Consider the following 24,143-nt stretch of genomic DNA (forward strand, 5'->3'; position numbering starts at 1 on the left):
TATTAAAACAGCCGTTAATTGAACGGTATAGTTTGTTTGAAGTCCACGTTAATTAGTTGAATAGCTACATAGTTCAATTAACGTTCCATCAGTTGAAGCGGGATTAATATATATGAGCCTTCTTCCACGTGTGTTCGTCCGCAGTGTGTCCTCTAGAAAACGAACGCCATTTTTCCTTGCCTCGAGCATTGCTTTGTCCAAATCGTCAACTCGATAGGCAATATGATGAACCCCTTTTCCTCGTTGCTTTATAAACCTAGCCATTGGAGAGTTCTTGTTAGTTGGTGCAAGTAATTCAATTACTTTATCATTAGTTCTGACAACAGCCACATGTACTTCAACACCAGGTGTATCACTTGTATAACGGTCCTCTAATATTCCATTTAATACATCAATATAAAAGGGAAGAGCGTCATCAATACTTCTAACAGCAATTCCAACGTGATCTAAAACATAGTCCAATTTAGTTCCTCCTTTTGCTGTTTAAGAAGATCAATTATCCTAAAGCGTTAGTTTAAGAAAAACCTTCACAATCATATGTTTATTTTAACATAAATATCCAATTAAATATTAATTAGAGAAACTCATAATCCATATTATTTAACGACAAATCAACCTTTTCATTTAACAGGCCTAAGAAAAAACAAAACTTGTCACATTTCGAAATCTGTTCTATATTATATATAACAAGTCTGTTCTATTGTTAATAGAACACAAGGTGGTGGCATATGTTTATTGAGATTGAAGCAAATTCGGCCGTTCCGATTTATTTGCAATTGGCCCAGCAAATTATTGAAGGTGTTGCGAAAGGTAACCTGAAACCTGGCGATTCTTTACCATCAGTTCGTGCATTTGCTGCAGACCTTGGCATGAACATGCATACCGTGAATAAAGCGTATCACTATTTAGAAGAGAAGGAATTCATCCAAATCGTACAGAAAAAAGGAGTATTCATTCACGAAAATGGAGTTCGGAAAGCATCTGAACTAGATCGCCTCCGGTTGAAAAAAGAATTACGTCCAATAATTGCAGAAGCACTTTGTCTACAATTGTCCCAAGCAGAAATTGAGTTATTAATACAAGAAATAAGTTTAGACTTGAAGGAGGAAAAGTGATGGCTGCAATTATTTTTATTGTCATGTTAATTTTCATTATTGCCATTCAAGCATTCTTGCCAAAGTTCTTAAAAGAAAGTGAAGCATTTGGAATCTACATCCCAGATACACATATCAAAGACAAGCGATTAGTACACATGAAAAATCGTTATACCCAACTCGTGTTAACGAGTGGGATTATGATACTCGCAATTTTTATCGGATGGCTATGGCTATTACGTCCTGCTGAAGAGCCAATTGTCTTTGCTGGGATGGTCGCTCAAATTGGGGCACTCATTTTTTCAATGGGATTATATGCGAAAAACCATATCACTTTAGCTAATTGGAAGAAAACTGAAAAGTGGACAGAGGGGCAAAGTGAACGAAAAGTAGTCGACTTGCAATTTCGTGAACAACTTAAATTGTTACCGAGTATTTACTTTATAATTCCTATGCTTATCACTCTTGGTTTAGGGATTTTGGGCTTAAGCCAATACGATACGTTACCCAACCAGATTCCAACGCATTGGGGACCAAGTGGGAAAGCAGATGCATTTGCAGAAAAAAGTTGGGGTTCGGTAAGCGCTTTACCTATCATGACACTCGTTCTGCAAGGGATGATGCTGTTTTTCAATGGAGCAATGAAACAATCTGGAGCGAAGATTCAAGTTCGAAACAAGAAACGCTCGCGTGAACAACAACTTGCTTTTCGAAAATATTCGAGTTGGTTATTATTTGTCGTGACCATTACTGTAACGTTACTGATGGGGTATTTACAACTGACAATCATCTATCCTGAAACCATGTCTGCAAGTGTGACGTTAGGATTTACACTAGGCTTTTTATTTGTCATTCTTGGAGCGGTTCTTTACTACACTGTAAAAGTAGGGCAAAGCGGTTCAAGAATACCGGTTGCAGAGCAAGACGTGAGTCCTGAAGATGTCATTGATATAGACGATGATCAATACTGGAAGTTCGGTCTATTTTACGTAAATAAAAACGATCCGAGCATTCTCGTCGAAAAGCGATTTGGTATTGGTTGGACCGTGAATATGGGACATAAAGGTAATTGGATTTTCCTAGTTTTGTTAGTTGGAAGTATATTTTTGATAGCAACATTACTTTAAAAAGGAGAGATGGAAATGGATTTTCTAGAGGGGATTTCATGGGGAGTTATCGCACCGATTTTTATTATTCAACTGATATTATTAGTTATCGCACTTATTGATTTATCAAAAATATCTCAGACTAACGGACCTAAGTGGGTGTGGGTATTAGTCATTATTTTTATTAATATTTTTGGACCTATCGTATACTTCATCTTTGGGAGAAAACAAGGATGACGGCGATTTTAGAGGCGGTTAATTTAACGAAAATATACGCATCAGAACGGGCTGTAAATGAAGTGAGTTTCTCACTTATTGAAGGAACATCTACTGCTTTAATCGGTCCAAATGGTTCAGGGAAAACAACTACTTTATCTATGTTAGCAGGATTACTGCAGCCGACAGAGGGCATGATTTCATTTAATGGTGAAAAACATGCGGATGTAAGAAAGCATATTGGATTTCTACCACAATATCCTCAGTTTTTCTCTTGGCTAACTGCGTTGGAGTTTACCGAAATGGCTGCACGATTAAGTGGAATGGATAATCGCAACGCAAAGATAGAAGCTCAAAAAACACTTGAGTTTGTTGGACTTGGAGAAGCTCTACGCAAAAAGACGGGTACTTTTTCTGGAGGCATGAAGCAGCGACTTGGTTTAGCGCAGGCTATTGTTCACAAACCAAAGCTTCTTTTGTTAGATGAACCAGTATCCGCGCTTGATCCAGTCGGACGACGGGAAATCATGAATTTGTTGAAAAGTTTGCAACAAGAAATGACGATTTTATACTCTACTCATATCCTAAATGATGCTGAAGAAATGACGGATCAATTGTTATTTTTACGAAATGGGCATTTGGTCGAACAGGGGTCACTAGGTGATGTGAAGTCAAAATATGATTCTCCTCGTTATCGTGTGGAGTTTTCTAGTGCACAAGATGCGCTCACTTTTGCTGCGAGGGCTCCATGGAAAGTACGCTATGAAGGAGCATTCGCTTTTATTGATTTAAACAATGAGTTGCCAGAAATGAACGCAGTGTTAGGATACTTAGCTAATAGTGGTCTCAGCATTCGAAAAGTAGAGCGTCAAACCGCAAGTTTAGAAGAAATCTTTATGAAGGTGGCGGGACAAGAATGAGGGATTTAGTCGTATTATTCCAAAAAGAGTGGCGAGAAAATACACGTAACTTTAAAATTCTGTGGATCCCACTTGTTTTTATATTCTTCGGATTGTCTGAGCCACTTACTAGTTATTATTTACCTCAAATTTTAGAAGCCGTAGGGAATCTTCCAGAAGGCGCTGTATTTCCATTTCCAGATTTTACACCCGCCCAAGTAATCATGGCCACGATGGGACAATATCAATTTATTGGGATGTTAGTTCTAGTATTAGGATTTGCAGGCACCATTTCTCGTGAACGGAAAAATGGCACAGGGACACTCATTTACGTTCGCCCAATTTCCTATTTCAGCTACTTTTTAAGCAAGTGGAAAGTCATCGGCATCATTGCGTTAGTTAGCGTATGGTTAGGATTATTAACGACTTGGTATTACACCGAGCTATTATTTGGAAACGTGGCTGCTGCAGATTTCTTCGCATTTGCTGGCACCTACAGTGTGTGGATTTTATTCGTCGTAACCATCGTAGTGGCTATGAGCGCTTGGTTGCCAACGGGAGGAGCAGCTGCAGTATCGCTGTTATTCGTCTTGGTCTTACAAATTGTGGACTCGTTGCTAGGTGCATATTGGACAATTTCACCTTGGAAGGTAACCATATATGCAACTGAGTGGTTAACTGGCTCTCCAGATGCATCGGATTTTTGGTGGAGTATAGCGGTTACGTTAATTGCCATCGTGGCACTAATGATATTTGGTGTGTGGATGTCAAAACGCAATGCTTCAAAAACGAAAGTGTAAAAAGAAGTAAATCCCTCTCCAGAAACAAAATGGAGGGGGATTTTCTTTTGCAATCATTGGGAATCTTTATTCTCAGTGTCTGGACCATTTGTCGTCGGTTTATCATTTCCCATCTCTGAACCATTTCCGTCCGACGGAACTGCATCATCAACGCCTTCTGGCATGTATTCTTGGGTTTGATCACTTGGTTCCTCTTGAGTTCCAACGGATTCGCCATTATTATTCGTTCCACAACCTGCGAGCATAAATATAGTCAAAATGACGAATAATAAAGATTTACTTATAGTCAAAAAAATTACCTCCTGTAATAACCAAATTTGTTTTCACGCTTAGGTTGCACATGCAGGAGTGAAATATGTATTTATATGTGGTGTGAGGTTGAAAAATTTTCTTTTCTTTGTCAGATGGAGTTTTGCGACCAATTGAATAGCATTTCCGCCCAACTTTGAGTTGTTTCCGACCAACTAAAGTTCATTTGCGATCACAAAAGTGGAGTTTTCGACCATTCAACAAGGTTTTATCTGCCTGGTCTACGGTTTTCTTCTGATTTGAACCAGGCACGAATCCCTTTTCCTGCATAAGGTTCGTCTGCAAAACGAAGGAGGATGTGAAAATGCGCATGTTGGATAGATTGATTCGAGGCTTCTCCAACATTCCAACCAAGCGTGTAGCCGTCAGGTTCATAATGTTCATCGGCGTATGCTTTCACTTGTTGCATTAATTCGTATGTAGCTGCCCATTCTTCAGCTGTTAAATCAAACACGGTTTGGCGATGAATTTTTGGTACAATGAGTCCACTGCCTTCTAAAATGGTTTGATGACTCGGATGTTGTAAATACCGGCAATACTCATTTTCGAAGACGATACGTTGTTCAGAATCTAGTTGTGGTTCGCAAAAAGGACATGTTATAACTTTTTCCACAGTATCACCTCTTTTTCTTTTAATTGTATACAATTGGAAGGGTATGAAGCAAACCATGTAGAATGAGTGATAAACGGGAGGAATGCAAAATGGAAAAACAGCAACAAGCTCAGCAAGCGGTGCGAAACTCTGAACGCTTTCTAACGGCTTTTCACCGTATTGAACAATCAATGAAAGACATTATTGGTACAAATGATCATTTATCTTTTTTTAAACTAGTGGAGTTATCGAAACGTAAAAATGCGATCATTCGGAAGTATGAAGAAGATTTGCGCGAATATACAACTTTACGAAATGCCATTGTGCATCATAAAACGTCTACAGAATATGCAATTGCAGAACCGCATGATGAAATTGTCTTAGCGTTAGAAACAATTGATGAAGCCTTAGCTAAACCTATTACTGTTGGTCAAATGTTTGAGCGGAATGTTAGCATTCTTCAAGCAAAGGACACGTTAAGGGATGCATTAAGGCTAATTCGGGAGAAACAATTCACTCAAATTCCTGTGTATGATGGCAATGTGTTTGTAGGTCTTCTAACAGCGGTAGGCATCATGTTTTGGCTAGCAAATCATGTCGAAAAAGAAGATATTTCCTGGGAAATAACTGTCGAATCAACGCTACAACATGAAAAGAAGAAAGAAAATCATCTTTTCGTACCACGGGATATGTCTATTTATGAAGCAGAAGAATTGTTTAAAGATGCAATTGCAAAAGGTAGACGCTTAGAAGCCTTGCTGATTACTGATGATAAAGGCTTAGTGGGCATTGTTACGCCACTGGATTTGATTGAAATAGAAGCATGAAAAGTTCGAATCGATATAGTCGATTTTATAGGTGATGTCTCAAATTGAGATGTCACCTTTTTTCTATTTAACCTAAGGAGATGCTAACTTTACTTAAAATTGGTAAGAAAAATGAAACTAGCTCAAAATTTTATTTTGGTCACTTATGTGCCCCTGATAATTTCATTTTCGGCTGTTATTATAGTTCAAATAAACTATAAGTAAAAAAGCCTGAATTTTCTTGTGTTAACATGCAAATGAGGTGATGAGATGATTATGAAAATACGGGGAATAGACCTCCATTTAGAAGGATTACAAGCACTATCCAAACGATTACCAGAGAGTCACCCGCAAAGAGAGACGATAGATAAAAAGATAAGGATGAAGACCGCTGGCATTCGTGGAGAATTAAATTTGGTAAAGGTATTTGAAAATTACACGTTCTTAGATGAGATTTACATTCTACATGATGTTTCCTTTTACTCAACAGGACGGGCGCAAATTGATTGCCTCGTAATCACGCCGAATTTCGCCCTGATTTTAGAGGTGAAAAACATAGCAGGCGATATGTCTTTCTTAGTCGGAACGGGCCAAATATCAAGGGTTTTAGAAAATGGACAAATAGACCATTTTGAGAGTCCAATGGTTCAAATTGATCGAAATAGTGACTTGCTCTTTGATTGGTTTCGTTTAAAGGACATACATATGCCTATTTTGGGAGCTGTCGTATTGTCCAATTCAACACAAAAAGTGAACGTGCAGCCAAATCAGCATCCAGTGCTATTCCTTGGAGAAATACCTTCATTTATTAAACGACAAATTAAAAATCAAAACACGATTGAGCCGAATCAAGCAAAAATTATTGCAGAAATGTTAGTCGAGGCACATCAACCCTTCAATCCCTTTCCTATTTGTGATAGATGGCATGTAGATACTGCATGTTTGAAAAAGGGTGTATTTTGTACGAAATGTTGTGAAGGAATGATGAAGCGGAGTTTTCGTACATGGATTTGTGAGGCGTGCTTTCATAGAGACCCGTATGCTCATATTCAGGCTATAAAGGAATGGTTTATGTTGATCGGTGGAGAAATTACGAATAAGAAATGTCGAGAATTCTTAGGGGTTCAGAGTCATCAGTTGGTTTCTAGACTTTTAAAAGAAATGAATCTCATAATAGAAGGTAAAGGGAATCGTACAACATATAAAATGGGTTTTCGAGAGTGAAAATTAGCTGAATGGACAACTAGTAACAATGAGTGGACGGAAATTGCTATTGAATGGACAACCACGCGCAACGAGTGGACAGAAATCAAAGTTGAGTGGACAACAACCCATAATGAGTGGACAACAACCCACAATGAGTGGAAGAAACCTAATTTGGAATAAGGCTGAGCATATAAAATGGGTTTTCGAGAGTGAAAACTAGCTGAATGGACAACTAGTAACAATGAGTGGACGGAAATTGCTATTGAATGGACAACCACGCGTAACGAGTGGACAACGAACCATAACGAGTGGACAACCACGCGCAATGAGTGGACAACAAACCACAATGAGAGGAAGAAACCTAATTTGGAATAAGGCTGAGCATATAAAATGGGTTTTCGAGAGTGAAAATTAGCTGAATGGACAACTAGTAACAATGAGTGGACGGAAATGGCTATTGAATGGACGACCACGCCCAACGAGTGGACAACCACGCGCAATGAGTGGACAACAAACCATAATGAACGGACAACCCACTAAATCTTCCTAAAATCCTAATTTGGAGAAGGACAGCGCCTTCTCGTTAAAAGAAAAAAACCTTCCTTTTCGTCAGAAGGTTTTTCATATGTCTTATACTTCACTCATAACTGCATGAGTGTTGCCTTCGCCATCTTTGAAAAAGGCCATCCAAATTTCGATGTCGCCCATTTTGCCAACCATATGTGGTTCATCAATAAATTCTGCTCCTGCTTCCTGCATGGACATGACAGTAGAAGAAAGTTTGTCTGTTTTGAAATATAAGACTGAACTTGGATGATCAAATTCTGCTTTTTCTGGCAGACTCAAAAGTAATCGTGTTTCACCGCATTGAAAAAAGGCTAATCCATTTGATTCAAACAATAACGGCAAACCGATAACATCTTTATAAAAATTCACCGCGCGAGTCACATCTTTAACATTTACAGCAATTTGCCCGATTGACTCAATCCCCAAATTCTTCATCTAATAACCTCCAATTTCTCACTATTATTCTTTCGACGAAAAGAAGGAAACTCCTGCTATGGTATCCTATAAAAAAGGGGGATACGTATGTTACACCACGTGGAAATGAACGTTTCGAATTTAAAGGAATCACGCAACTTTTATGATTTCTTATTGCCGAAATTGGGCTATACACTTTATCAAGAGTGGGAGAAAGGTTTTAGTTATAAGTACGACGACACTTATCTTGTGTTTGTTCAAACGGAAGAAAAGCATGCAGAAACTGCGTACCACCGAGGTCGTACAGGATTAAATCACTTAGCGTTTCATGGAGAGTCACGTAAACAAGTAGACGATTTAACGAAACAACTAATCAATCGAGGAATCACGATATTATATAAAGATCGTCATCCTTATGCTGGAGGAAGTCAGTATTATGCAGTGTTTTTTGAAGATCCAGATCGATTTAAATTGGAGATTGTAGCACCTGAATAAAGGGTATGAGTAGTAAAAGGGGTGAAAGACATGCCATTTGATTATGATTTGGATTTTGACAACTTGGACTTTCGAAAACAGCCGGAATTGTACCGAGTAGGTCGCGGAGAACAAGGTGTTTTGTTGGTAGAGCCTTATAAAGGTGAAATCCTCCCCCATTGGCGGTTTAAAACACCGGATATTGCAAAGGAATCTTCTGAAAAAATAATGGAGTTGTTCGAGGAATATCGGAAAAGAGACGATTTTGTAGGAATGGATATGGCGCGTAAATTTATCCAAATGGGCTATACACGTGCACGCAGATACACCAATTATAAGGGTGGTCGGAAATACAATGAGGACGGATCAACTAAGGAACGCGACATAGATCATGTGAAAGCGAAGTCGGCCGCTATTTTCAAAAAGAAATGGGACCAAATTCGCCAGGATAAAGACTATCTAAAACGAAAAAAGAAACATCAAAAAGAATTTGGCTAATCATACTTAGTTAGAAAACTAGATTCGGAGGAATCTTCATGAATATTACAATTTTCGGTGCAACTGGGCGAGTAGGAAATGAAGTATTGAGACGAGGGCTTCAAGATGGACTACATGTGACTGCACTTGTGCGTACGCCATCAAAATTAACACCACATGAAAACTTAACGATTTTAGAAGGTGATATTCGCGACTTTTCACTCTTAAATAAAGCAATTGAGGGTGCGGATGCTGTATTTAGTGCAATCGGTACTGATAAAACAACGACATTAACAGATGCAATTCCGTTAATTATAGAAGCTATGAATAAGGGAGACGTTAAGCGAATCGTTACAATTGGTACGGCAGGAATTTTGCAAAGCCGAACTAATTCGGAGCTATATCGTTTCCAATCAACAGAGTCGAAACGTCGCTTAACGTTTGCTGCTGAAGAACATGCCAAGGTTTATGAACAGCTTGCAGCGACGAATTTAGAGTGGACGATTGTGTGTCCAACCTATTTACCCGATGGTGAAGCAACGGGGGAATGGCGGACTGAGCGCAACTTTTTACCTCAAGATGGCGTTGAAATATCAGTAGGTGACACAGCATTTTTTGCTTACAACGAATTGCTAGACCCGCAATTTGTTGCGTCACGAGTTGGTATTGCATATTAAAAGGAGTCTCATATGATTAAGAAATTAGTGAAAATCTTATTAATTATCGCTTTTTTGGTTGGCTTCTTTTACGTCAATAATAACTGGCTAACTGTGTCTAACTACACCATTCAATCATCTGAGATTCCAACGTCTTTTGATGGATACCGGATTGTACAAGTGTCAGATTTGCATGATGCTACGTTTGGTGAAAATCAACAACGTTTAGCGAATAAAATTCAACAAGCTAAGCCAGATATGATTGTAATTACAGGAGATATCATTGATAGCAATCGGTACAACTTGCAAAATAGTTTAGATCTCATTGATCAAATTGTGGAAATCGCTGATGTTTATTACGTAACAGGGAATCATGAAGTAGCGACCAATGATGTGGATCGAATTAAAGAACAACTAACCACACGTGGTGTTCGGGTTCTAGCAAATGAAACATTAAATCTTGAGCGTGGCGGAGAAGTTATTTCTTTAACAGGTATCGAAGATCCATTAATGGGAGAGGTTGCTTCTAAGATGATCTCAGATTCACGTATGCCAAGTGATGCATTCACGGTTCTACTTGCCCATCGACCAGAAGACTTTCAAGCTTATGTTGATGCGGGGATAGATGTGACGTTATCAGGCCATGCTCATGGAGGACAGTTTCGTATCCCTGGAATGGGTGGACTTGTTGCACCTGGCCAAGGGTATTTCCCTAAATATACAGCTGGCATTCATGAACAAGGAGAATCTAAACTTGTGGTTAGTCGTGGCCTTGGAAACAGTATCATTCCAATGCGTTTATTTAACTTGCCAGAAATTGTTGTGGTTACCTTAAAATCAAGTTGAACGCGGCTGCCACTATTAGAAATCCCTAACCTACGGACAGAAATATAGTTCAAAGGAACGAATAACTACTATAGAACCAAATTCAAGAGTCTCAAAACATGACAGAACTACTGATGAACTAACACATATTCAACAACTCAAAGGAGAGATTTCCATTGTCAAACTCAATAACATTAAGTCCTTATCAGCCTGATCACCAGCAAGCATTGCAATTTTATCCATTAACACCCGAACAACTAGAATACACGGAACATCCATTAGATTTGCTGAAACATGATGGCCATTCGAGAACGCCAGTTACAATTTTATCTCGCAATCAAATCGCTGGATTTTTTGTGCTAGACGTCAGTGATGAGCGTTATTCGTATACTGAAAATCCAAACTCAGTTCTAATGAGTGGCTTTTCCATTCATCCGGATTTTCAAGGTCAAGGTGTTGCGGAAGACGCAATCCGTGAACTTCCTTCTTTCATTCACCAACAGTTCCCTCAATTTGATGAAGTAGTTCTAGGTGTAAACGAGTTAAATGAAACAGCTTTACACGTTTATTTAAAAGCTGGTTTTACAGATGAAGGAAGACGATATATGGGTCCTAAAGGTCAGCAATATGCTCTTCATTTATATGTGCCAAAAGAGGATAACTAGCAGTCACACCTGATATACAGTTTGAAAAAAAAGGAATTTTAGTAGGTTTTAAAACCTATAAATAGTCGTATATTTAGATTTCCGAAAGAAGATATGGTAAGCTGAAAAAACTGAATTTATGAAACATCGAAAATGAAAGGGGTACGAATTCCGTGTATATTGTCCATTCTATGGTTCATGTTCCAAAAGGAAAGGCAGATGAAGTCATCGCGATTTATCAAAATCGGTCTCGCCTTGTGGATACATTCGAAGGATTTGAAGCCTTTCATTTATTACAAAATGATAAACGACCAGAAGAACTAACTGTTCATATGCAATGGGTCGATAAAGCGGCTTATATGAAATGGGTAACGAGTGATGCGTTCAAGCATGTGCATGACTTAGAAAAAAATTATCCAGATCAAGAACTTGCGGCTATCGTACCAAAAGTTTCAAAGTATCAAGTGGTGGCTACATGAATAAACAAGCGAGAGAAACAGCGATTGACCAGGTTGTGGTAGAAATTTACGAAGCTTATCCTGAAATTCTTGAACGTTTCGGGGAAGCGGGTAAAGCTCGTTGTTATGAAGATAATCATCATCACTTCGATCATTTACAAACGGCGGCATCACTGGGACAATCCGAAGTTTTCACGGACTACGCGATATGGTTAACGAACTTATTAACCGCCCGTGGAATGAACAAAAATCATGTCATCGATAATTTTCAGCGAATTCATGATGTGTTAGAAACGACCAATGATTCAGACGCAAAGGCGTTTCAACAGCTATTGAAACAAGGAATTAAAGCAATACAATGAAGATAATAGATAGATTGAGGTGAAGAGAATGACCCCGAAGAATTTAGTAAATGCTTTGATTGAAGGGAAATCAGATGAAGCATTTGTGCAAATAGAAACACTCTATAGGGGAGGAACTTCGATTGCTTCCATCTATCAAAACTATGTAACAGAAGCGATGCAACTAATCGGTGAGATGTGGGAAAAAGATGAAATTTCCGTAGCGGATGAACATTTAGCTACGTCTACATGTGATTTTGTATTAGCTAAATTTCACAGTATGGTGAAAAAAGCGCCGATTACAGAAACGTCGAAAAAAGCGATGTTTTTCAGTGTGGAGAAAGAACAGCACTCTTTAGGAATGAAAATGGCAGCCCATTTATTTGAACAAGCAGGTTGGGATGTCCGATTCATGGGGACAAATTTACCATTAACTTATGCTGTCGATGCTGCAGAACGATTTAAACCAGATGTGATTGGTATTTCACTAACAATTATTCATCATTTGGAACAATTAAAGGCATACGTTGAGCAATTGGAAAGCATTCAAAGTAGACCTCAGCTTCTTGTCGGTAGTCGTTTGATTTCCTCTTATGAGTTGTCGGAATATGCATCACCATCTACACGCATGATTCGTAATTTTGAAGTGTTAGACGAGTGGATGAAGGAATACAACGAGGTGGTGCCGCATGTTACCCATTAGTTCGTTGCCTTTTCCAACGTTAATCGTTGATCGTATGCTACACATAAAGGGAATGTCTGAATCGGCGCTGCGTTTATTTGGGAATGTAAAGCAATTCTCAGACGTTTTAGACGCTGGCAGTGTGGTAAAACATCAACGCTTACTTGATGAAACACTTAAAGAACCAATTGAAATGAATTTAAAAACAAGTAAAGATGAACAAGAATTGTTTGCTGTATCCGTTACATGGAGTGGCGAAGAAGGAATCATTCAATGTTATGGATTAGGAAATAAAATCGAAAAAATCATGACAGTCGTTCAAGAACATCAAAACCGATTGGCCCATGTTGATTTTGAGTTATTATCACAAAAAGAAGTGGCAGAAAAACAGCTTGTAGAAATTAAAAAACTGTCAGCACCCATCATCCCTCTTTCGAAACATGTAGCTCTAGTTCCGCTTTTTGGTCATCTTGATCAAGATTTAATTTCGAGTACACAAGAACGCCTATCTTCTGAGTTATATGAGCGGAATTTCACCATTGTCATATTTGATTTTAATGGTATTGAAGTCATTACGGATTTTGGTATTAATCAATTTCAAGAGTTAATTGAGACATTTCAAATTATGGGGATACAACCGTATGTTGTAGGGATTAAACCAAAACACACAAGCTTACTAAAATATTCTGAGCGCGGAATTACTACGTATTTAACGACCTTACAAGAAGCGATATCTTTATTAACATAAAACAGTTGCCCTCAGGAAAAGAGAGCAACTGTTTTGTTATTATCTATGATCAGTGTGACGATCTTTTGTTTCGCCAATCTTTTCTTGGACGGCACCTTTAGCTTTATCGAACTTACCTTCAGCTTGAAGGGACTTATCATCTGTTGCATTTCCAACTTGATCTTTAACTTCACCTTTGGCTTTATTTACGCCAGCTTTTAATTTGTCCGAAAATCCATTATCGTTAGTCATGTGAATTCCTCCTAATAATGTTAGTTATTAAGTAAGTACCCGACTCATTCAGTTATAAACACACTATTTTGCAAAAGAGGTTGCTCATGGAATTCATTTGGTTATTTATCATCGGTTTAATTGCCAATGTACTTGGCACACTTGCAGGTGGTGGAGGCTTAATCAGCTTACCTGCCATGTTGCTAATGGGAATTCCGGTACACTCCGCGATTGGAGCCAATAAAGTCTCAAATACAGTAAGCTCTCTATCTAGTTTTATTGTCATATATAAATATAAAGAAATCACCGTTAAAGAAGCTTTAATCGTAATGCCTCTATGTCTTGGTGGCGGAATTTCAGGTGGCTTAATCGCCTCTCTTTTAACAGAACGTACAATGATTATCATCGCTGTGGTATTGCTTAGCTTTGCCTTACTCAGTTCGTTTTTAGGATCAAGTGATTTTAACGGTAACCGTCCATTAGTAGTTAATAAAAAAAGTGGCTTCAGTCTTTTTGGCATCGGCTTTTATGACGGGGTATTCGGTCCAGGCTCAGGAACGTTAATGATGTATGTCTTATCACATATCGGCGTATCCTATATTCGTGCTGTTGGGCTTGCCCGCATCGCCATTTTTTCAAGTTGTTTCGGAGCCTCCATTACCTATATTGCTACAGGTAAGATCATGTGGGCCGTGACTATTGCGTTATTACTCGGATCCGTTAGTGGTGCGCAAATCGGTGTTCATCTTGCCCGCAAAATCAAAAAAGAATATGTAAAGCCTTTACTGAGAATGGTCACTATCGCATTACTCATTCAAATTGTCGTTACTAATTTATAATAATTGAAATTTTCTGTATAATAGAAAGAAAAAGCAGGAGGTGACCGTCTTGAAAAAATTCTTTGTTCTCGCATTTTGTTTTCTCCTAGTCAGTGGGTGTGGACTCCAGGAACAAGAGGCAACCGCTGAACCAGAATCTTTAAAAGAAGTGGCTACAAACCTGCAAATTCCATGGTCTATTAATCAAGTGGGTAATGAATTTTACATATCAGAACGTGTCGGCACCATTGCTTACGTAAAAGCAGACGGCAAAGTTGAACATCAGAAAGTGGAGTTTTCATCTCCTTTAGCAAAGGTTGCAGAAGCGGGTTTACTAGGCTTTGTCTTAACACCGACATTCGAGGAAACGAAAACTGCCTTTGCTTACTATAATTATGACGACGGGGAAGGTCCCTTCAATCGTATCGTAACATTGAAGTTAGAAGGTAACGTCTGGAAAGAAACCGACATCCATTTAGATGGCATTTCAACTGGGAATGTCCATCATGGTGGACGCCTCGAAATAGGTCCGGATGGATTGTTATATGCAACGATTGGCGATGCAGCGAATCCGGATTTAGCGCAAGATCCACAATCTAAAAACGGTAAAATTATTCGCTTAACTGCCGATAATCAATGGGAAACAGTCAGTCTAGGTCATCGCAATCCACAAGGACTCGCATGGACCGAAGACGGAGAATTATTTGCTTCAGAACATGGGCAATCCGCACACGATGAAATCAACAAAATCGAAGAAGGCCAAAATTATGGTTGGCCATTAATTGAAGGAGACGAGGAACGGGAAGGACTTGTAACACCGTTGCTTCATTCTGGAGCGAACGATACATGGGCACCTTCTGGTATGACGTTTCATAAAGGAAAGTTATATGTTGCCGCACTTCGTGGCGAAGGCATATTAGTCGTTAATATCGACACTGGCGAATTAGAAGATAAAATTACCGGTTTCGGACGAATTCGGGATGTATTTTCAAATGGGGAAGAACTATTCTTCGTCACAAATAATCGAGATGGCCGAGGAACTCCAGCAGCAGACGATGATAAACTTTACCAACTTGAAGAGAAATAACAGCACATTCGCATGTTTAAGTGAAGGAAGTGAAAGGAATACTTTCACAAAGGAGCTGATTTCGAATGAGTAAAGAACAAGCATTGAACATATTAAACGAAAGTCGCATCGGCACAATGGCAACCGTGAAAAGTAATAAACCCCATTCAAGGTATATGACTTTCTACAACGAAGATTTCACTCTATATACGCCTACAAACAAAAACACACACAAAGTGGAAGACATTGAAGCAAATCCATACACCCATATTTTAATTGGCTATGAAGGTGAAGGATTTGGCGATGCATTCTTAGAGATTGAAGGCCAAGTCACTGAAAGCACAGACGAAAGCTTAAAAGAAAAAATTTGGAACGACCATATGAAAAATTGGTTTGAAGGACCAGAAGATCCGAACTTAGTAATTCTAGTAGTCAAACCTTCATCTGTACGACTAATGAATAAAACTGGTCAACCACCTGAAACAATTGAATTTTAGTGTAAGAAAAGCTCGCTCTCTGTTGAGAGTGAGCTTTTTGTGTTTATGGAGAGGACGAAGTGTCCGTCTCAGGGCGAATGGACGACAACATTGATTGAATGGACGACAACACTGAATGAATGGACAACAACTCAGAACGAATGGACAACAACTCAGAACGAATGGACGATAACATTCAATGACTGGACAGAAACATCAAATGAATGGACAGAAAATGTTTACACATCAATATTTTCATAATATTTTAATGCTTCTTGTAAAAATTCTTTCTTCATACCAGTTCTCAAATTTATGCGTTCAACCCACTGTTCTAAATTTAAGTTGGATTCTTCTACGTGCAATTTCTGTGAAGTACTCAAAAAACTTGTCCAGTTATCAAACTCCCAATGGGCAATTTCATCTTCAATTGGAAGGCGAATTTCGATCAATGGAGTCTTACGGAAAACGCGTTGAACACGCTCAGAAATCGTCCACAATAACCTGTCGTCCAGTGGTGTTGTATGGTAAGTAGCCTGCGATACTTTTCCATTGGGACGTTGATAAGAAATCGTGGTTCTATATCCTTCGGTCAAAACTTTTACTTTTGCAGCCGGGAAAAATCCATCAGTGAAGCCGTGCTCATTCATAACATCCCCATCAATGGAAATCGGTTGAATCCACTGATCACCAAGGTCGCATAAGTAACGGAGCCCCTTACAATCTACAGCAATTACTGCGATATGCGCTCGCTCGGCACAGACATCATCAATAATTCCATAAGCTTCGATTCCTGCAGCACGAAACTCTTCAATCAGCCAAAGCGATAAATCCACACAATTCCCTGCTACTCCATATTGTAAGAAATGTTCCTTTATTAAGGAAACCGGGCGTTGAGATCCGCCATCACTTTGTTTAGACCACCATAACTTCACCAACGTATCCATCGGCTTATCATCAAACATCTGCCATACATCAAGTATCTCTTTGGGTGCGTGCATAGAAAACATCCTCTCTAAATATTCGTTAGGAATATTATACCAATAACCTATCTAATGATTTATTGAAATATATAGGAGGTAAATTGAAGAGTCTATCGAATACCATATTTAGGGATATACAAAATCGTCAAAGGAGTATTCATATGAATTCATTAAAACCAATTAAGAGAAGTAGTTTTCGAATCTTTTTAGGAAAGAAAGCGTATCGACTGAAACGTTATACTGAGTGGGTATTCGATGAGAAAAAATATGCGAAAAATAAAGGCGAAGAAAAGTTAGAACATGTCATCTTTAAGCATAAAACACCTTTACTGCGTCAATTAAAAGATGTCGACATGCAGATGCAATACAATAAAGTAACGAATTTAAAAATTGCTGCGAAAAAGATTAATCGAATCGTTATTCAACCTGGTGAAACCTTTTCATATTGGAAGACCATTGGTGCAACGACTAAAAGAAAAGGCTATGTAGATGGAATGATTTTGCATTATGGAAAAGTCCGAACGGGAGTTGGTGGAGGGCTATGCCAATTATCAAATTTAATTTACTGGATGACCTTACATACACCACTTACGGTTACGGAAAGATACCGTCATAGTTACGATGTCTTTCCAGATTCCAAACGAAGTCAACCTTTCGGCAGCGGAGCAACATGTGCCTATAATTATTTAGACCTTCAAATAAAAAATGAAACGACAGAACCGTATCAACTCATTATTTATGTAACAGACTTATCCTTAGTAGGCGAATGGAGATCAGTGAATTTACCGACTAACACATACAAAGTGTACGAGAAAGAACATCAGTTTACCCTTGAGCAATGGGGAGGGTATGTCCGGCACAATACCATTCATAGAGAAGTCTATAATCGAAGTAGTGAGTGCATCGATGATCAGTTTATTACTGAAAACCATGCTATTACGATGTATCCGCCTTTCCTGACCGATGGTGACAAGTGAAAGAAGAAATGATGAGGTGCACATATGACAATCTATATTGCGTTGCTAAGAGGAATTAACGTAGGTGGCCACAATATAATCAAAATGGCAGACTTGAAACAGTTGCTCGGAACTATGGATTTAACTAACGTACAAACGTATATTCAAAGTGGCAATATTGTATTTGAATCAGAGGCACAATCAGACGAACTTAGCCAACGAATCGAGCAGCAAATTAAAGACACATTCGGTTGTTCAGTCCCTGTTATCTTGAGAACGTCTACGGAATGGCAGCAAATGATCGACAATTGTCCTTACCCAATAGAAACACTAGCGGATGGAGAAAGTGTCCATCTAACTTTATTGTCAGAAACTCCTTCCCAAGAAGCTCTTGCCAAACTACAGAACTTCCAAAGCGGCATAGATCAATACACTATCCAAGATAAAGTGATTTATTTATTTTTGCGTCAAAACTTCCGAGATTCCAAGCTGCCAGTGCAACTTCAAAAGTTAGGCGTTTCCGCAACGATTCGCAACTGGAAAACCACCATGAAACTTGCAACCATGGCAAAAGCAATGGAGTGAAATATAAAGCGAAAGACCACCATCTGCCAATGCAGAAAGTGGTCTTTTTTAATGTTTGGCAATGTTAACGGAAAAGGTTGATAAATTATTAAAGAATATGTAGGACGGATCTCCTCATATGAATAACAATAATAGATATTTAGGTTAAATTTAATGTGAAATTGTGAAGATTTCCGCTTAAACTAACGAGGCAGGATAGTGTACTAAGAAGTCCTTATAATAGTACGCATATGGTACATTAAATATAATTAAATTAAAGGGGTTGATAAGGATGCGTTTATCAAATGAATTTGTGACTGTAGCTGGGTTTTGGGTGATGAATAAATAAAATTATAGGGAGAAATAAAATGATAAAAATAGACGTAGATTTAGTTTCGAAGTTAATAAATAGTCAATTTCCAAAGTGGTCTAATTTGGAAATTAAACCTGTTAAAAAAGGTGGAAATGATAATAAAACTTTTCACTTAGGCAACAGTATGAGCGTTAGGTTACCAAGTGATGAAGTCTATGTGCCCCAAGTGGAAAAAGAACAAAAATGGTTACCCATTTTAGCCGAACGTCTTTCTACACCAATATCTGAACCATTAGCTAAAGGTGAACCAAATGAGGATTACCCACATCCTTGGTCAGTCAACAAATGGTTGGATGGAGAGACATTAACATTTGAAAATATAGATAATTCAAATCAATTTGCCAATGATTTGGGGGAATTTTTAGTTGAATTACAATCTATTGACGCCAGTGGAGGTCCCTTAGCTGGGGAACATAATTTTTATAGAGGCGGAGATATTGCTGTATACGATGATGAGTGTAGAGATGCCATTAATAATGTAAATACTTTTAATAAACACCTATTGAAAGAAATTTGGGAATTGGCATTAACTTCAAAGTGGTCTGGTGAACCAGTTTGGATCCATGGTGACATAGCCCCAGGAAATATATTAATTAAAAATGGTAAATTGTGTGCGGTTATTGATTTTGGGATATTGGGAGTAGGAGACCCTTCTTGCGATGCTGCAATGGCTTGGACTTTTTTTGATGATAGTAGCAGAAAGACATTCAAGAATGCATTAGATTTTGATGCAGAAACTTGGAACAGAGCAAGAGGTTGGGCTTTATGGAAGACTTTAATATCCTACAACTATAATAAACAATCTAACAAAGCAGTCGCAGATGAAAAATTTAATATTATAAAAGTAATCATTAATGATTATGAAACTGATAGATAAGGGCTTTAAAATAGAATTTTTTATTGAACTAACACACTCTTTAGTAAAATAAGACAGTCAAATAAATGCGCTTGGAGATAAATCTCCAAGCGCATTTATTTATACAAAATCAACAAATAGCTTAAACAGAGTCTATTGTTTAAATAAACTCATCCAGCCTTTGTATTTGAACCAAGCCAACATAGATAATCCGATTAGTATCATGGCGCCAAGTGCAATGAAGTAGCCATTTTTCATCTCGAGTTCTGGCATGTATTCAAAATTCATTCCGTAGACACCAGCGATAAATGTTAGAGGAATGAAGATTGAAGAGACAATCGTTAAAATCATCATGATGCGGTTCATACGATTCGAGTTCATGGCCATATAGCTATCCCGAATATCCGCAGTGAGCTCACGGTTTGACTCCACGATCTCCGTTAATTTAACAAGATGATCGGAAATATCGGCAAAGTAGGTATACTCATGCTTTTGTAGGTCGAAACGGCTGGAGTTCAACACACGATACATTAAATCACGCATCGGTAAAATCGTCCGACGTAACCACAACAAATCACTACGCATTTCAAAAACGGTATCCATAGAAAAGTGTTTCATATCAAATGACATCTGGTCTTCGATTTCATTTAAATGGTCTTCAATCTTGTAAACAAGCGGGAAATAAGAATCCACTACTTTATCGAGAATTTGATACATTGCGTAAATCGCTCCGCGCTCCCAAAATGAAGCATCACGTTGCAATTTTTCACGAACTAAATCCAACTCATGAACAGTCGTATGGTGAAAGGTCACAACAAAATTTTTCCCAATAAATAAATCTAATTCCTCTGCCTCAAGCGTCTCTTCATTCAGCGTATGCACGACAAAAAATTGGTAGCCGTCATAATAATCGACTTTAGGTCTTTGCAGACGATGCAAACAATCTTCAATCGATAGGGGGTGGAAATGAAAGAATGAATCCAGCAATTTCCATTCATCAGGAGTGGGCTTATCAAAATCAACCCAATACCAGTCAAATGTTTTTGTATGAAGATCTTCTAACGGGAAATCCATTTCTAATTGGCTATCAGCCGTAACTCCAAATGTTCGAATCATATAAAAACCTCGTTTCAAGCAATAAATACTAGTAGTAGTTTACCACGAAATTTATGTATAGCTCGTGTTTGAGCAGAAAAACAAGCCACTTCTCACTACCAAAATATGAATTGTAAAGATGGGTAATTATTCTAAATAATGTCTTAACACACGATTCATACCCTCTTCATATTCAATCACTACACTAAAAGAGCAAGTCAACTATGAGGAGGAATGACATGGATCAAATACAGTTGAAAAAGAAAGCTTTTCCTATCGCTATCCTTTCATTTTTAGCAATCGGTGGAATTGCTGGGACCATTGCAAATTTCCCATTACAGAAACGGCAAGGAATTCCTTTAAAGGCAAGGTAAGCGTAGGTTTTCGATCGAAAAGCATTGTTACATAAACATGAGAAGCAACACAAAAATAATAGAGTAGGAGATGATCAATTGAATAAAAAAGCGTTAGTGGGTACAGGATTTTCATTAATATTGTTGTTGAGTCCGTTTACACAGGCTTTTGCTGAAGAAACAACAGGAGAGATAAAGCAAGTGGATAATATAGCGCATCGTGGTGCGACAGGCTATGCACCTGAAAATACGATTGCTGCTTTTGACAAAGCGATAGAAATGAAAGCAGACTATATCGAGATGGATATTCAAAGAACTAAAGATGGTGAATTAGTCATAATACATGATACTTCAGTGGACCGAACAACAGATGGCACCGGGTATATTAAAGATTTAACTTCTACGCAACTGAGAGATCTAGATGCAGGAAGCTGGAAGGGTGAGGAATTTGCTGGAGAAAAAATCCCTACATTTGACGAAATTCTCGATAAATATCATGGCAAGATTGGTATTTTACTTGAATTAAAGGCTCCAGAACTCTATCCTGGCATTGAAGAAAGCATTGCCCAAGAGTTAAAAGAACGCAATCTTGATAAACCACAAAATGAAAAAATGATTATTCAATCGTTTAACTTTGAATCTATGAAAAAAATGAATACCCTCCTGCCGAATGTTCCAATTGGTGTGTTGACAGGGTCAAAGGCACATACAACACCGCAAGCTCTAGAAGAGTTTAGTACTTACGCTGATTATTTCAATCCAAGTTACGGCTTAATAACTGAAGATCTAGTTAATCAAGTGCATTCACAAGGAATGAAAATATCATCATGGACAGTTCGTAGCCAAGAATCTGCAGACTTTCTTTTGGAGATGAAAGTGGACGGTATTATAACGGATTACCCTGACTATGTTGACCCAAGAAAATAATAAATTAACTAGCTTTTGAAAAAAACCGAAGTTGAAAATATGACAATTTAATAATAATCTTAAAGATGCCGAAGCTTTCAAGAAGCTCGGCATCTTTAAATTCATAGAATCGGAGATATAACCATGAATCATCATCCCAATTATCGTGTATCAGTAGAAATTATTTTGAAAATTAATAATAAAATTCTCCTCACAAAACGCTCGGAAGAAGCAATTGTTGCACCAGGTGTTTGGAATGTGCCAGCAGGCAAAGTGAAGTTTCATGAAATACCGCTAGAAGCTGCATTCCGTGAAGTGAAGGAAGAAACGAATATAGATCTAGGAAATTTGACAGAAATTCACGTTCGAACGTTCAAAGGAAATACGGCAAGCGAGCCGATTTATCGATTAATTTATACATATGTAGCTGAAATTACCGATGCACAGCTCGCCAATTTCCAAATGAATGACGAGCATTCAGAGTATGTGTGGGTTTCAAAAGAAGAACTTAGTGACACTTCCTATAACTCCTTACTCCCAGCGTTTCGAGAAATTTTAGTGACCATCTAATAGTCTTTATTTGACTCGCAACATCCAATGGTTTATTCTAGCCATGCACTGATAAATTTCATAAAGCGTCATTTTGTAACGTGGCGATTAAGTTTTCTAGGGTTCCGCAAACAACCGGTTTGGTCTGGTCCGAGAGAAAACGCTTTGCTTATTTGCAAAGATACACGGAAGGATAAAAGCCTGGGAGATAACGTATTTTACGTTAATTTCTCAGGCTTATTTTTATGGAGGAGATGAACTGAATGAATAAAGAGTGGATGAAAGTATTCATTGCCGCATTTTTTGAAGTGTTTTGGGTCATTGGCTTAAAACATGCGGATGATGTATGGACATGGATTGGAACCGCAATAGCGATTGCTGTGAGTTTTTATTTGATGATAATGGCAGGGAAAACATTACCGGTGGGAACCGTTTACGCGGTTTTCGTAGGACTCGGTACAGCAGGTACAGTAGTATCCGATATTTTACTTTTTGGACAAGACTTTAGCATCGCAAAAATTGGGTTAATTGCGCTTCTGTTAATAGGCGTTGTAGGACTCAAGCTAGTGACGAAAGAACAGGAAGAGGTGGCATCCTAATGGCTTGGCTATTTTTAATCATTGCAGGTTTATTTGAAATGACAGGAGTTGTAATGATCAACCAAGTGCATAAAAAGCGCAATTGGAAATCAATCACGGGATTGTTCGTCAGTTTTGGTGCTAGTTTCTTGTTCCTTGCGTTCGCTATGGAAAGTCTTCCGATGGGAACGGCTTATGCGGTATGGACAGGAATAGGAGCATCTGGTGGAGCGATTTTAGGCATGGTTTTATACGGAGAACCGAGAACGTGGTTGCGCATGTTGTTTATCGTCATGGTGTTAAGTGCAGCGGTCGGATTGAAGTTTATTTCGTAATGGTATGATGTGGGATTTTGAATATCAAAAACACTTAAAGTTGTAAATATAGGAGGAAGTTATTTGTCGATGTGGATCTCTATTATTGCAACTATTATATTCGGTCTTATTGGCATTTCTTGTTTTTACTCCGCATTTAAAACATACAAAGAGGATGACGATGGAGAGATTGAAGATTTCGGTTTCGACTATGGGTTTTTAGAATTTATAGCCATATTTTTTGTCTTGGTTTTATGGCTTCGTAAAAAGCTTTTTTCTCAAACTCATTACATTTTAGCGTTTCGTATAGTCGCATTTCTCATGGGACTAATGATGATTGGGATTGTCCTCTTATTCTGGCATTATAGTTAAGCTGTAACATCAGATTTGCTTCTATTGTCGCAACTTTATTAGTTATTGTCGTAACTCTCACCGTTATTATCATAACTTCTTGAATTATTGTCGTAACTTTTCACGTTATTATCTCAACTATCCAATTTCCTCCTAATTCTCAAGCTCAAAAAAAGAGACCTGTTTCGCTTTTTCAGTGATGCCGGTCTCTAGTTATAAAGGTATGAACATTCTATTGAGCAGTATACCCGCCATCTACCAATAAGTTTGCGCCGGTCACGAAACTTGCTTCATCTGAAGCAAGGAAAACCACGGCGTTTGCCACTTCATGGGACTCACCCAAACGTCCAAGTGGATGCAGTGATACTAAGTGTTGCATCATCT

37 protein-coding genes and 1 riboswitch are annotated in these 24,143 nt (G+C 38.3%); of the genes, 29 read left to right on the forward strand and 8 right to left on the reverse strand.

The window, feature by feature from the left end:
- Positions 1 to 48 precede the first annotated feature (48 nt).
- A complete protein-coding gene (locus WBG45_RS05040) occupies positions 49 to 462 on the reverse strand; it encodes a VOC family protein (protein WP_424412692.1) in 414 nt (137 codons plus the stop codon).
- Positions 463 to 728: 266 nt separating this feature from the next.
- On the opposite strand from WBG45_RS05040, the gene WBG45_RS05045 reads away from it, so the two are divergent.
- Genes WBG45_RS05045 through WBG45_RS05065 form a run of 5 tightly spaced genes read left to right on the forward strand, consistent with a single transcriptional unit; the run spans position 729 to position 4,115 of the window.
- Entirely contained in the window at positions 729 to 1,115 is a 387-nt protein-coding gene (locus tag WBG45_RS05045; RefSeq protein ID WP_424412693.1) for a GntR family transcriptional regulator, read from the forward strand.
- Positions 1,115 to 2,221 carry a DUF1648 domain-containing protein gene (locus WBG45_RS05050; RefSeq protein ID WP_424412694.1) on the forward strand — a complete coding sequence of 369 codons (1,107 nt, stop codon included), beginning with the start codon at positions 1,115 to 1,117 and terminating at the stop codon, positions 2,219 to 2,221. Before WBG45_RS05045 ends, WBG45_RS05050 begins: the two co-directional genes overlap by 1 nt.
- A gap of 15 nt (positions 2,222 to 2,236) precedes the next feature.
- Positions 2,237 to 2,437 carry a PLD nuclease N-terminal domain-containing protein gene (locus tag WBG45_RS05055; protein WP_424412695.1) on the forward strand — a complete coding sequence of 67 codons (201 nt, stop codon included), beginning with the start codon at positions 2,237 to 2,239 and terminating at the stop codon, positions 2,435 to 2,437.
- Positions 2,434 to 3,336 (forward strand): ATP-binding cassette domain-containing protein, encoded by a 903-nt coding sequence (locus WBG45_RS05060; protein WP_424412696.1) that lies wholly within the window; start codon positions 2,434 to 2,436, stop codon positions 3,334 to 3,336. The genes WBG45_RS05055 and WBG45_RS05060 overlap by 4 nt, the downstream gene beginning before the upstream one ends.
- Positions 3,333 to 4,115 carry an ABC transporter permease subunit gene (locus WBG45_RS05065; protein WP_424412697.1) on the forward strand — a complete coding sequence of 261 codons (783 nt, stop codon included), beginning with the start codon at positions 3,333 to 3,335 and terminating at the stop codon, positions 4,113 to 4,115. The genes WBG45_RS05060 and WBG45_RS05065 overlap by 4 nt, the downstream gene beginning before the upstream one ends.
- Before the next feature lie 53 nt (positions 4,116 to 4,168).
- On the opposite strand, the gene WBG45_RS05070 is transcribed toward WBG45_RS05065, so the two are convergent.
- Both WBG45_RS05070 and WBG45_RS05075 read right to left on the reverse strand, forming a co-directional pair.
- Positions 4,169 to 4,405: a hypothetical protein gene (locus tag WBG45_RS05070; RefSeq protein ID WP_424412698.1), complete on the reverse strand. Its 237-nt coding sequence runs from the start codon at positions 4,403 to 4,405 to the stop codon at positions 4,169 to 4,171.
- Between the two features lie 227 nt (positions 4,406 to 4,632).
- Positions 4,633 to 5,037 carry an HIT family protein gene (locus WBG45_RS05075; RefSeq protein ID WP_424412699.1) on the reverse strand — a complete coding sequence of 135 codons (405 nt, stop codon included), beginning with the start codon at positions 5,035 to 5,037 and terminating at the stop codon, positions 4,633 to 4,635.
- An 89-nt stretch (positions 5,038 to 5,126) separates the two neighbouring features.
- Here WBG45_RS05075 and WBG45_RS05080 point away from each other — a divergent pair, with 89 nt between their 5' ends.
- Positions 5,127 to 5,843, forward strand: coding sequence for a CBS domain-containing protein (locus WBG45_RS05080; protein ID WP_424412700.1), 717 nt, complete (start codon positions 5,127 to 5,129; stop codon positions 5,841 to 5,843).
- 249 nt (positions 5,844 to 6,092) lie between these two features.
- On the forward strand, positions 6,093 to 7,046 hold the full coding sequence (locus tag WBG45_RS05085) for a nuclease-related domain-containing protein (protein ID WP_424412701.1): 954 nt from the start codon (positions 6,093 to 6,095) through the stop codon (positions 7,044 to 7,046).
- 612 nt (positions 7,047 to 7,658) lie between these two features.
- Here the strand turns inward: WBG45_RS05085 and WBG45_RS05090 are convergent.
- Complete coding sequence (locus WBG45_RS05090; protein WP_424412702.1) at positions 7,659 to 8,030, reverse strand: VOC family protein; 372 nt, start codon at positions 8,028 to 8,030, stop codon at positions 7,659 to 7,661.
- Between the two features lie 87 nt (positions 8,031 to 8,117).
- Between WBG45_RS05090 and WBG45_RS05095 the strand changes: the two genes are divergently transcribed.
- The 9 genes from WBG45_RS05095 to WBG45_RS05135 all read left to right on the forward strand — a co-directional run bounded on the left by WBG45_RS05095 (position 8,118) and on the right by WBG45_RS05135 (position 13,314).
- Entirely contained in the window at positions 8,118 to 8,504 is a 387-nt protein-coding gene (locus tag WBG45_RS05095; RefSeq protein ID WP_424412703.1) for a VOC family protein, read from the forward strand.
- Between the two features lie 30 nt (positions 8,505 to 8,534).
- Entirely contained in the window at positions 8,535 to 8,981 is a 447-nt protein-coding gene (locus WBG45_RS05100; RefSeq protein WP_424412704.1) for a DUF4385 domain-containing protein, read from the forward strand.
- 38 nt (positions 8,982 to 9,019) lie between these two features.
- Positions 9,020 to 9,637 (forward strand): NAD(P)-dependent oxidoreductase, encoded by a 618-nt coding sequence (locus WBG45_RS05105; protein ID WP_424412705.1) that lies wholly within the window; start codon positions 9,020 to 9,022, stop codon positions 9,635 to 9,637.
- A 12-nt stretch (positions 9,638 to 9,649) separates the two neighbouring features.
- On the forward strand, positions 9,650 to 10,462 hold the full coding sequence (locus WBG45_RS05110) for a metallophosphoesterase (protein ID WP_424412706.1): 813 nt from the start codon (positions 9,650 to 9,652) through the stop codon (positions 10,460 to 10,462).
- A gap of 155 nt (positions 10,463 to 10,617) precedes the next feature.
- Positions 10,618 to 11,106, forward strand: a complete 489-nt coding sequence (locus tag WBG45_RS05115; protein WP_424412707.1) for a GNAT family N-acetyltransferase — start codon at positions 10,618 to 10,620, stop codon at positions 11,104 to 11,106.
- A 152-nt stretch (positions 11,107 to 11,258) separates the two neighbouring features.
- The gene (locus tag WBG45_RS05120) at positions 11,259 to 11,564 is read left to right on the forward strand and encodes an antibiotic biosynthesis monooxygenase family protein (protein ID WP_424412708.1); all 306 of its coding nucleotides are present in this window, start codon (positions 11,259 to 11,261) and stop codon (positions 11,562 to 11,564) included.
- Positions 11,561 to 11,905 (forward strand): hypothetical protein, encoded by a 345-nt coding sequence (locus WBG45_RS05125; protein WP_424412709.1) that lies wholly within the window; start codon positions 11,561 to 11,563, stop codon positions 11,903 to 11,905. Before WBG45_RS05120 ends, WBG45_RS05125 begins: the two co-directional genes overlap by 4 nt.
- A gap of 28 nt (positions 11,906 to 11,933) precedes the next feature.
- The gene (locus tag WBG45_RS05130) at positions 11,934 to 12,587 is read left to right on the forward strand and encodes a cobalamin B12-binding domain-containing protein (RefSeq protein WP_424412710.1); all 654 of its coding nucleotides are present in this window, start codon (positions 11,934 to 11,936) and stop codon (positions 12,585 to 12,587) included.
- A complete protein-coding gene (locus WBG45_RS05135) occupies positions 12,574 to 13,314 on the forward strand; it encodes an STAS domain-containing protein (RefSeq protein ID WP_424412711.1) in 741 nt (246 codons plus the stop codon). The genes WBG45_RS05130 and WBG45_RS05135 overlap by 14 nt, the downstream gene beginning before the upstream one ends.
- A gap of 39 nt (positions 13,315 to 13,353) precedes the next feature.
- Here the strand turns inward: WBG45_RS05135 and WBG45_RS05140 are convergent, their stop codons facing one another.
- On the reverse strand, positions 13,354 to 13,545 hold the full coding sequence (locus tag WBG45_RS05140) for a CsbD family protein (protein ID WP_424412712.1): 192 nt from the start codon (positions 13,543 to 13,545) through the stop codon (positions 13,354 to 13,356).
- Between the two features lie 86 nt (positions 13,546 to 13,631).
- Here WBG45_RS05140 and WBG45_RS05145 point away from each other — a divergent pair, with 86 nt between their 5' ends.
- The 4 genes from WBG45_RS05145 to WBG45_RS05160 all read left to right on the forward strand — a co-directional run bounded on the left by WBG45_RS05145 (position 13,632) and on the right by WBG45_RS05160 (position 16,145).
- Positions 13,632 to 14,363: a sulfite exporter TauE/SafE family protein gene (locus WBG45_RS05145; RefSeq protein ID WP_424412713.1), complete on the forward strand. Its 732-nt coding sequence runs from the start codon at positions 13,632 to 13,634 to the stop codon at positions 14,361 to 14,363.
- A gap of 49 nt (positions 14,364 to 14,412) precedes the next feature.
- A complete protein-coding gene (locus tag WBG45_RS05150) occupies positions 14,413 to 15,429 on the forward strand; it encodes a PQQ-dependent sugar dehydrogenase (RefSeq protein WP_424412714.1) in 1,017 nt (338 codons plus the stop codon).
- Between the two features lie 65 nt (positions 15,430 to 15,494).
- A complete protein-coding gene (locus tag WBG45_RS05155; protein ID WP_424412715.1) occupies positions 15,495 to 15,905 on the forward strand; it encodes a pyridoxamine 5'-phosphate oxidase family protein in 411 nt (136 codons plus the stop codon).
- 90 nt (positions 15,906 to 15,995) lie between these two features.
- Positions 15,996 to 16,145, forward strand: coding sequence for a hypothetical protein (locus tag WBG45_RS05160; RefSeq protein ID WP_424412716.1), 150 nt, complete (start codon positions 15,996 to 15,998; stop codon positions 16,143 to 16,145).
- On the opposite strand, the gene WBG45_RS05165 is transcribed toward WBG45_RS05160, so the two are convergent.
- The gene (locus WBG45_RS05165) at positions 16,124 to 16,882 is read right to left on the reverse strand and encodes a hypothetical protein (RefSeq protein ID WP_424412717.1); all 759 of its coding nucleotides are present in this window, start codon (positions 16,880 to 16,882) and stop codon (positions 16,124 to 16,126) included. The genes WBG45_RS05160 and WBG45_RS05165 overlap by 22 nt on opposite strands.
- 143 nt (positions 16,883 to 17,025) lie before the next feature.
- Between WBG45_RS05165 and WBG45_RS05170 the strand changes: the two genes are divergently transcribed.
- The 3 genes from WBG45_RS05170 to WBG45_RS05180 all read left to right on the forward strand — a co-directional run bounded on the left by WBG45_RS05170 (position 17,026) and on the right by WBG45_RS05180 (position 19,634).
- Complete coding sequence (locus WBG45_RS05170; protein WP_424412718.1) at positions 17,026 to 17,841, forward strand: VanW family protein; 816 nt, start codon at positions 17,026 to 17,028, stop codon at positions 17,839 to 17,841.
- Positions 17,842 to 17,865: 24 nt separating this feature from the next.
- The gene (locus tag WBG45_RS05175) at positions 17,866 to 18,405 is read left to right on the forward strand and encodes a DUF1697 domain-containing protein (RefSeq protein ID WP_424412719.1); all 540 of its coding nucleotides are present in this window, start codon (positions 17,866 to 17,868) and stop codon (positions 18,403 to 18,405) included.
- 347 nt (positions 18,406 to 18,752) lie between these two features.
- Entirely contained in the window at positions 18,753 to 19,634 is an 882-nt protein-coding gene (locus WBG45_RS05180) for an aminoglycoside phosphotransferase family protein (protein WP_424412720.1), read from the forward strand.
- Between the two features lie 132 nt (positions 19,635 to 19,766).
- Here WBG45_RS05180 and corA read toward each other — a convergent pair whose 3' ends face one another.
- Positions 19,767 to 20,729 carry a magnesium/cobalt transporter CorA gene (gene corA, locus WBG45_RS05185; protein WP_424412721.1) on the reverse strand — a complete coding sequence of 321 codons (963 nt, stop codon included), beginning with the start codon at positions 20,727 to 20,729 and terminating at the stop codon, positions 19,767 to 19,769.
- Positions 20,730 to 20,947: 218 nt separating this feature from the next.
- Here corA and WBG45_RS05190 point away from each other — a divergent pair, with 218 nt between their 5' ends.
- The 6 genes from WBG45_RS05190 (at position 20,948) to WBG45_RS05215 (ending at position 23,780) form a co-directional block, all read left to right on the forward strand.
- A complete protein-coding gene (locus WBG45_RS05190) occupies positions 20,948 to 21,082 on the forward strand; it encodes a hypothetical protein (protein ID WP_424412722.1) in 135 nt (44 codons plus the stop codon).
- 78 nt (positions 21,083 to 21,160) lie between these two features.
- Positions 21,161 to 21,988: a glycerophosphodiester phosphodiesterase gene (locus WBG45_RS05195; RefSeq protein WP_424412723.1), complete on the forward strand. Its 828-nt coding sequence runs from the start codon at positions 21,161 to 21,163 to the stop codon at positions 21,986 to 21,988.
- Between the two features lie 123 nt (positions 21,989 to 22,111).
- Positions 22,112 to 22,537: an NUDIX hydrolase gene (locus WBG45_RS05200; protein WP_424412724.1), complete on the forward strand. Its 426-nt coding sequence runs from the start codon at positions 22,112 to 22,114 to the stop codon at positions 22,535 to 22,537.
- 85 nt (positions 22,538 to 22,622) lie between these two features.
- Positions 22,623 to 22,726: riboswitch (guanidine-I (ykkC/yxkD leader) on the forward strand.
- A 53-nt stretch (positions 22,727 to 22,779) separates the two neighbouring features.
- The gene (locus WBG45_RS05205) at positions 22,780 to 23,115 is read left to right on the forward strand and encodes a DMT family transporter (RefSeq protein WP_424412725.1); all 336 of its coding nucleotides are present in this window, start codon (positions 22,780 to 22,782) and stop codon (positions 23,113 to 23,115) included.
- Positions 23,115 to 23,429 carry a DMT family transporter gene (locus tag WBG45_RS05210; RefSeq protein ID WP_424412726.1) on the forward strand — a complete coding sequence of 105 codons (315 nt, stop codon included), beginning with the start codon at positions 23,115 to 23,117 and terminating at the stop codon, positions 23,427 to 23,429. Before WBG45_RS05205 ends, WBG45_RS05210 begins: the two co-directional genes overlap by 1 nt.
- A 63-nt stretch (positions 23,430 to 23,492) precedes the next feature.
- Positions 23,493 to 23,780, forward strand: coding sequence for a hypothetical protein (locus WBG45_RS05215; RefSeq protein ID WP_424412727.1), 288 nt, complete (start codon positions 23,493 to 23,495; stop codon positions 23,778 to 23,780).
- 211 nt (positions 23,781 to 23,991) lie between these two features.
- Here WBG45_RS05215 and WBG45_RS05220 read toward each other — a convergent pair.
- Positions 23,992 to 24,143 (reverse strand): SDR family oxidoreductase (locus WBG45_RS05220; protein ID WP_424412728.1); only part of this gene is annotated, 152 nt, incomplete at its 5' end.

It is taken from the genome of Paenisporosarcina sp., from assembly GCF_049671445.1.
In the GTDB taxonomy this organism is placed as follows: Bacteria; Bacillota; Bacilli; order Bacillales_A; family Planococcaceae; genus Paenisporosarcina.

Excerpts from the sequence above, each read along its gene's own strand:
- WBG45_RS05045 (WP_424412693.1), top strand. The coding sequence starts at position 729 with ATGTTTATTGAGATTGAAGCAAATTCGGCCGTTCCGATTTATTTGCAA.
- WBG45_RS05050 (WP_424412694.1), top strand. The coding sequence starts at position 1,115 with ATGGCTGCAATTATTTTTATTGTCATGTTAATTTTCATTATTGCCATT.
- WBG45_RS05055 (WP_424412695.1), top strand. The coding sequence starts at position 2,237 with ATGGATTTTCTAGAGGGGATTTCATGGGGAGTTATCGCACCGATTTTT.
- WBG45_RS05060 (WP_424412696.1), top strand. The coding sequence starts at position 2,434 with ATGACGGCGATTTTAGAGGCGGTTAATTTAACGAAAATATACGCATCA.
- WBG45_RS05065 (WP_424412697.1), top strand. The coding sequence starts at position 3,333 with ATGAGGGATTTAGTCGTATTATTCCAAAAAGAGTGGCGAGAAAATACA.
- WBG45_RS05080 (WP_424412700.1), top strand. The coding sequence starts at position 5,127 with ATGGAAAAACAGCAACAAGCTCAGCAAGCGGTGCGAAACTCTGAACGC.
- WBG45_RS05085 (WP_424412701.1), top strand. The coding sequence starts at position 6,093 with ATGATTATGAAAATACGGGGAATAGACCTCCATTTAGAAGGATTACAA.
- WBG45_RS05090 (WP_424412702.1), bottom strand. The coding sequence starts at position 8,030 with ATGAAGAATTTGGGGATTGAGTCAATCGGGCAAATTGCTGTAAATGTT.
- WBG45_RS05095 (WP_424412703.1), top strand. The coding sequence starts at position 8,118 with ATGTTACACCACGTGGAAATGAACGTTTCGAATTTAAAGGAATCACGC.
- WBG45_RS05100 (WP_424412704.1), top strand. The coding sequence starts at position 8,535 with ATGCCATTTGATTATGATTTGGATTTTGACAACTTGGACTTTCGAAAA.
- WBG45_RS05105 (WP_424412705.1), top strand. The coding sequence starts at position 9,020 with ATGAATATTACAATTTTCGGTGCAACTGGGCGAGTAGGAAATGAAGTA.
- WBG45_RS05110 (WP_424412706.1), top strand. The coding sequence starts at position 9,650 with ATGATTAAGAAATTAGTGAAAATCTTATTAATTATCGCTTTTTTGGTT.
- WBG45_RS05125 (WP_424412709.1), top strand. The coding sequence starts at position 11,561 with ATGAATAAACAAGCGAGAGAAACAGCGATTGACCAGGTTGTGGTAGAA.
- WBG45_RS05130 (WP_424412710.1), top strand. The coding sequence starts at position 11,934 with ATGACCCCGAAGAATTTAGTAAATGCTTTGATTGAAGGGAAATCAGAT.
- WBG45_RS05135 (WP_424412711.1), top strand. The coding sequence starts at position 12,574 with ATGTTACCCATTAGTTCGTTGCCTTTTCCAACGTTAATCGTTGATCGT.
- WBG45_RS05140 (WP_424412712.1), bottom strand. The coding sequence starts at position 13,545 with ATGACTAACGATAATGGATTTTCGGACAAATTAAAAGCTGGCGTAAAT.
- WBG45_RS05145 (WP_424412713.1), top strand. The coding sequence starts at position 13,632 with ATGGAATTCATTTGGTTATTTATCATCGGTTTAATTGCCAATGTACTT.
- WBG45_RS05155 (WP_424412715.1), top strand. The coding sequence starts at position 15,495 with ATGAGTAAAGAACAAGCATTGAACATATTAAACGAAAGTCGCATCGGC.
- WBG45_RS05165 (WP_424412717.1), bottom strand. The coding sequence starts at position 16,882 with ATGCACGCACCCAAAGAGATACTTGATGTATGGCAGATGTTTGATGAT.
- WBG45_RS05170 (WP_424412718.1), top strand. The coding sequence starts at position 17,026 with ATGAATTCATTAAAACCAATTAAGAGAAGTAGTTTTCGAATCTTTTTA.
- WBG45_RS05175 (WP_424412719.1), top strand. The coding sequence starts at position 17,866 with ATGACAATCTATATTGCGTTGCTAAGAGGAATTAACGTAGGTGGCCAC.
- WBG45_RS05180 (WP_424412720.1), top strand. The coding sequence starts at position 18,753 with ATGATAAAAATAGACGTAGATTTAGTTTCGAAGTTAATAAATAGTCAA.
- corA (WP_424412721.1), bottom strand. The coding sequence starts at position 20,729 with ATGATTCGAACATTTGGAGTTACGGCTGATAGCCAATTAGAAATGGAT.
- WBG45_RS05190 (WP_424412722.1), top strand. The coding sequence starts at position 20,948 with ATGGATCAAATACAGTTGAAAAAGAAAGCTTTTCCTATCGCTATCCTT.
- WBG45_RS05200 (WP_424412724.1), top strand. The coding sequence starts at position 22,112 with ATGAATCATCATCCCAATTATCGTGTATCAGTAGAAATTATTTTGAAA.
- WBG45_RS05205 (WP_424412725.1), top strand. The coding sequence starts at position 22,780 with ATGAATAAAGAGTGGATGAAAGTATTCATTGCCGCATTTTTTGAAGTG.
- WBG45_RS05210 (WP_424412726.1), top strand. The coding sequence starts at position 23,115 with ATGGCTTGGCTATTTTTAATCATTGCAGGTTTATTTGAAATGACAGGA.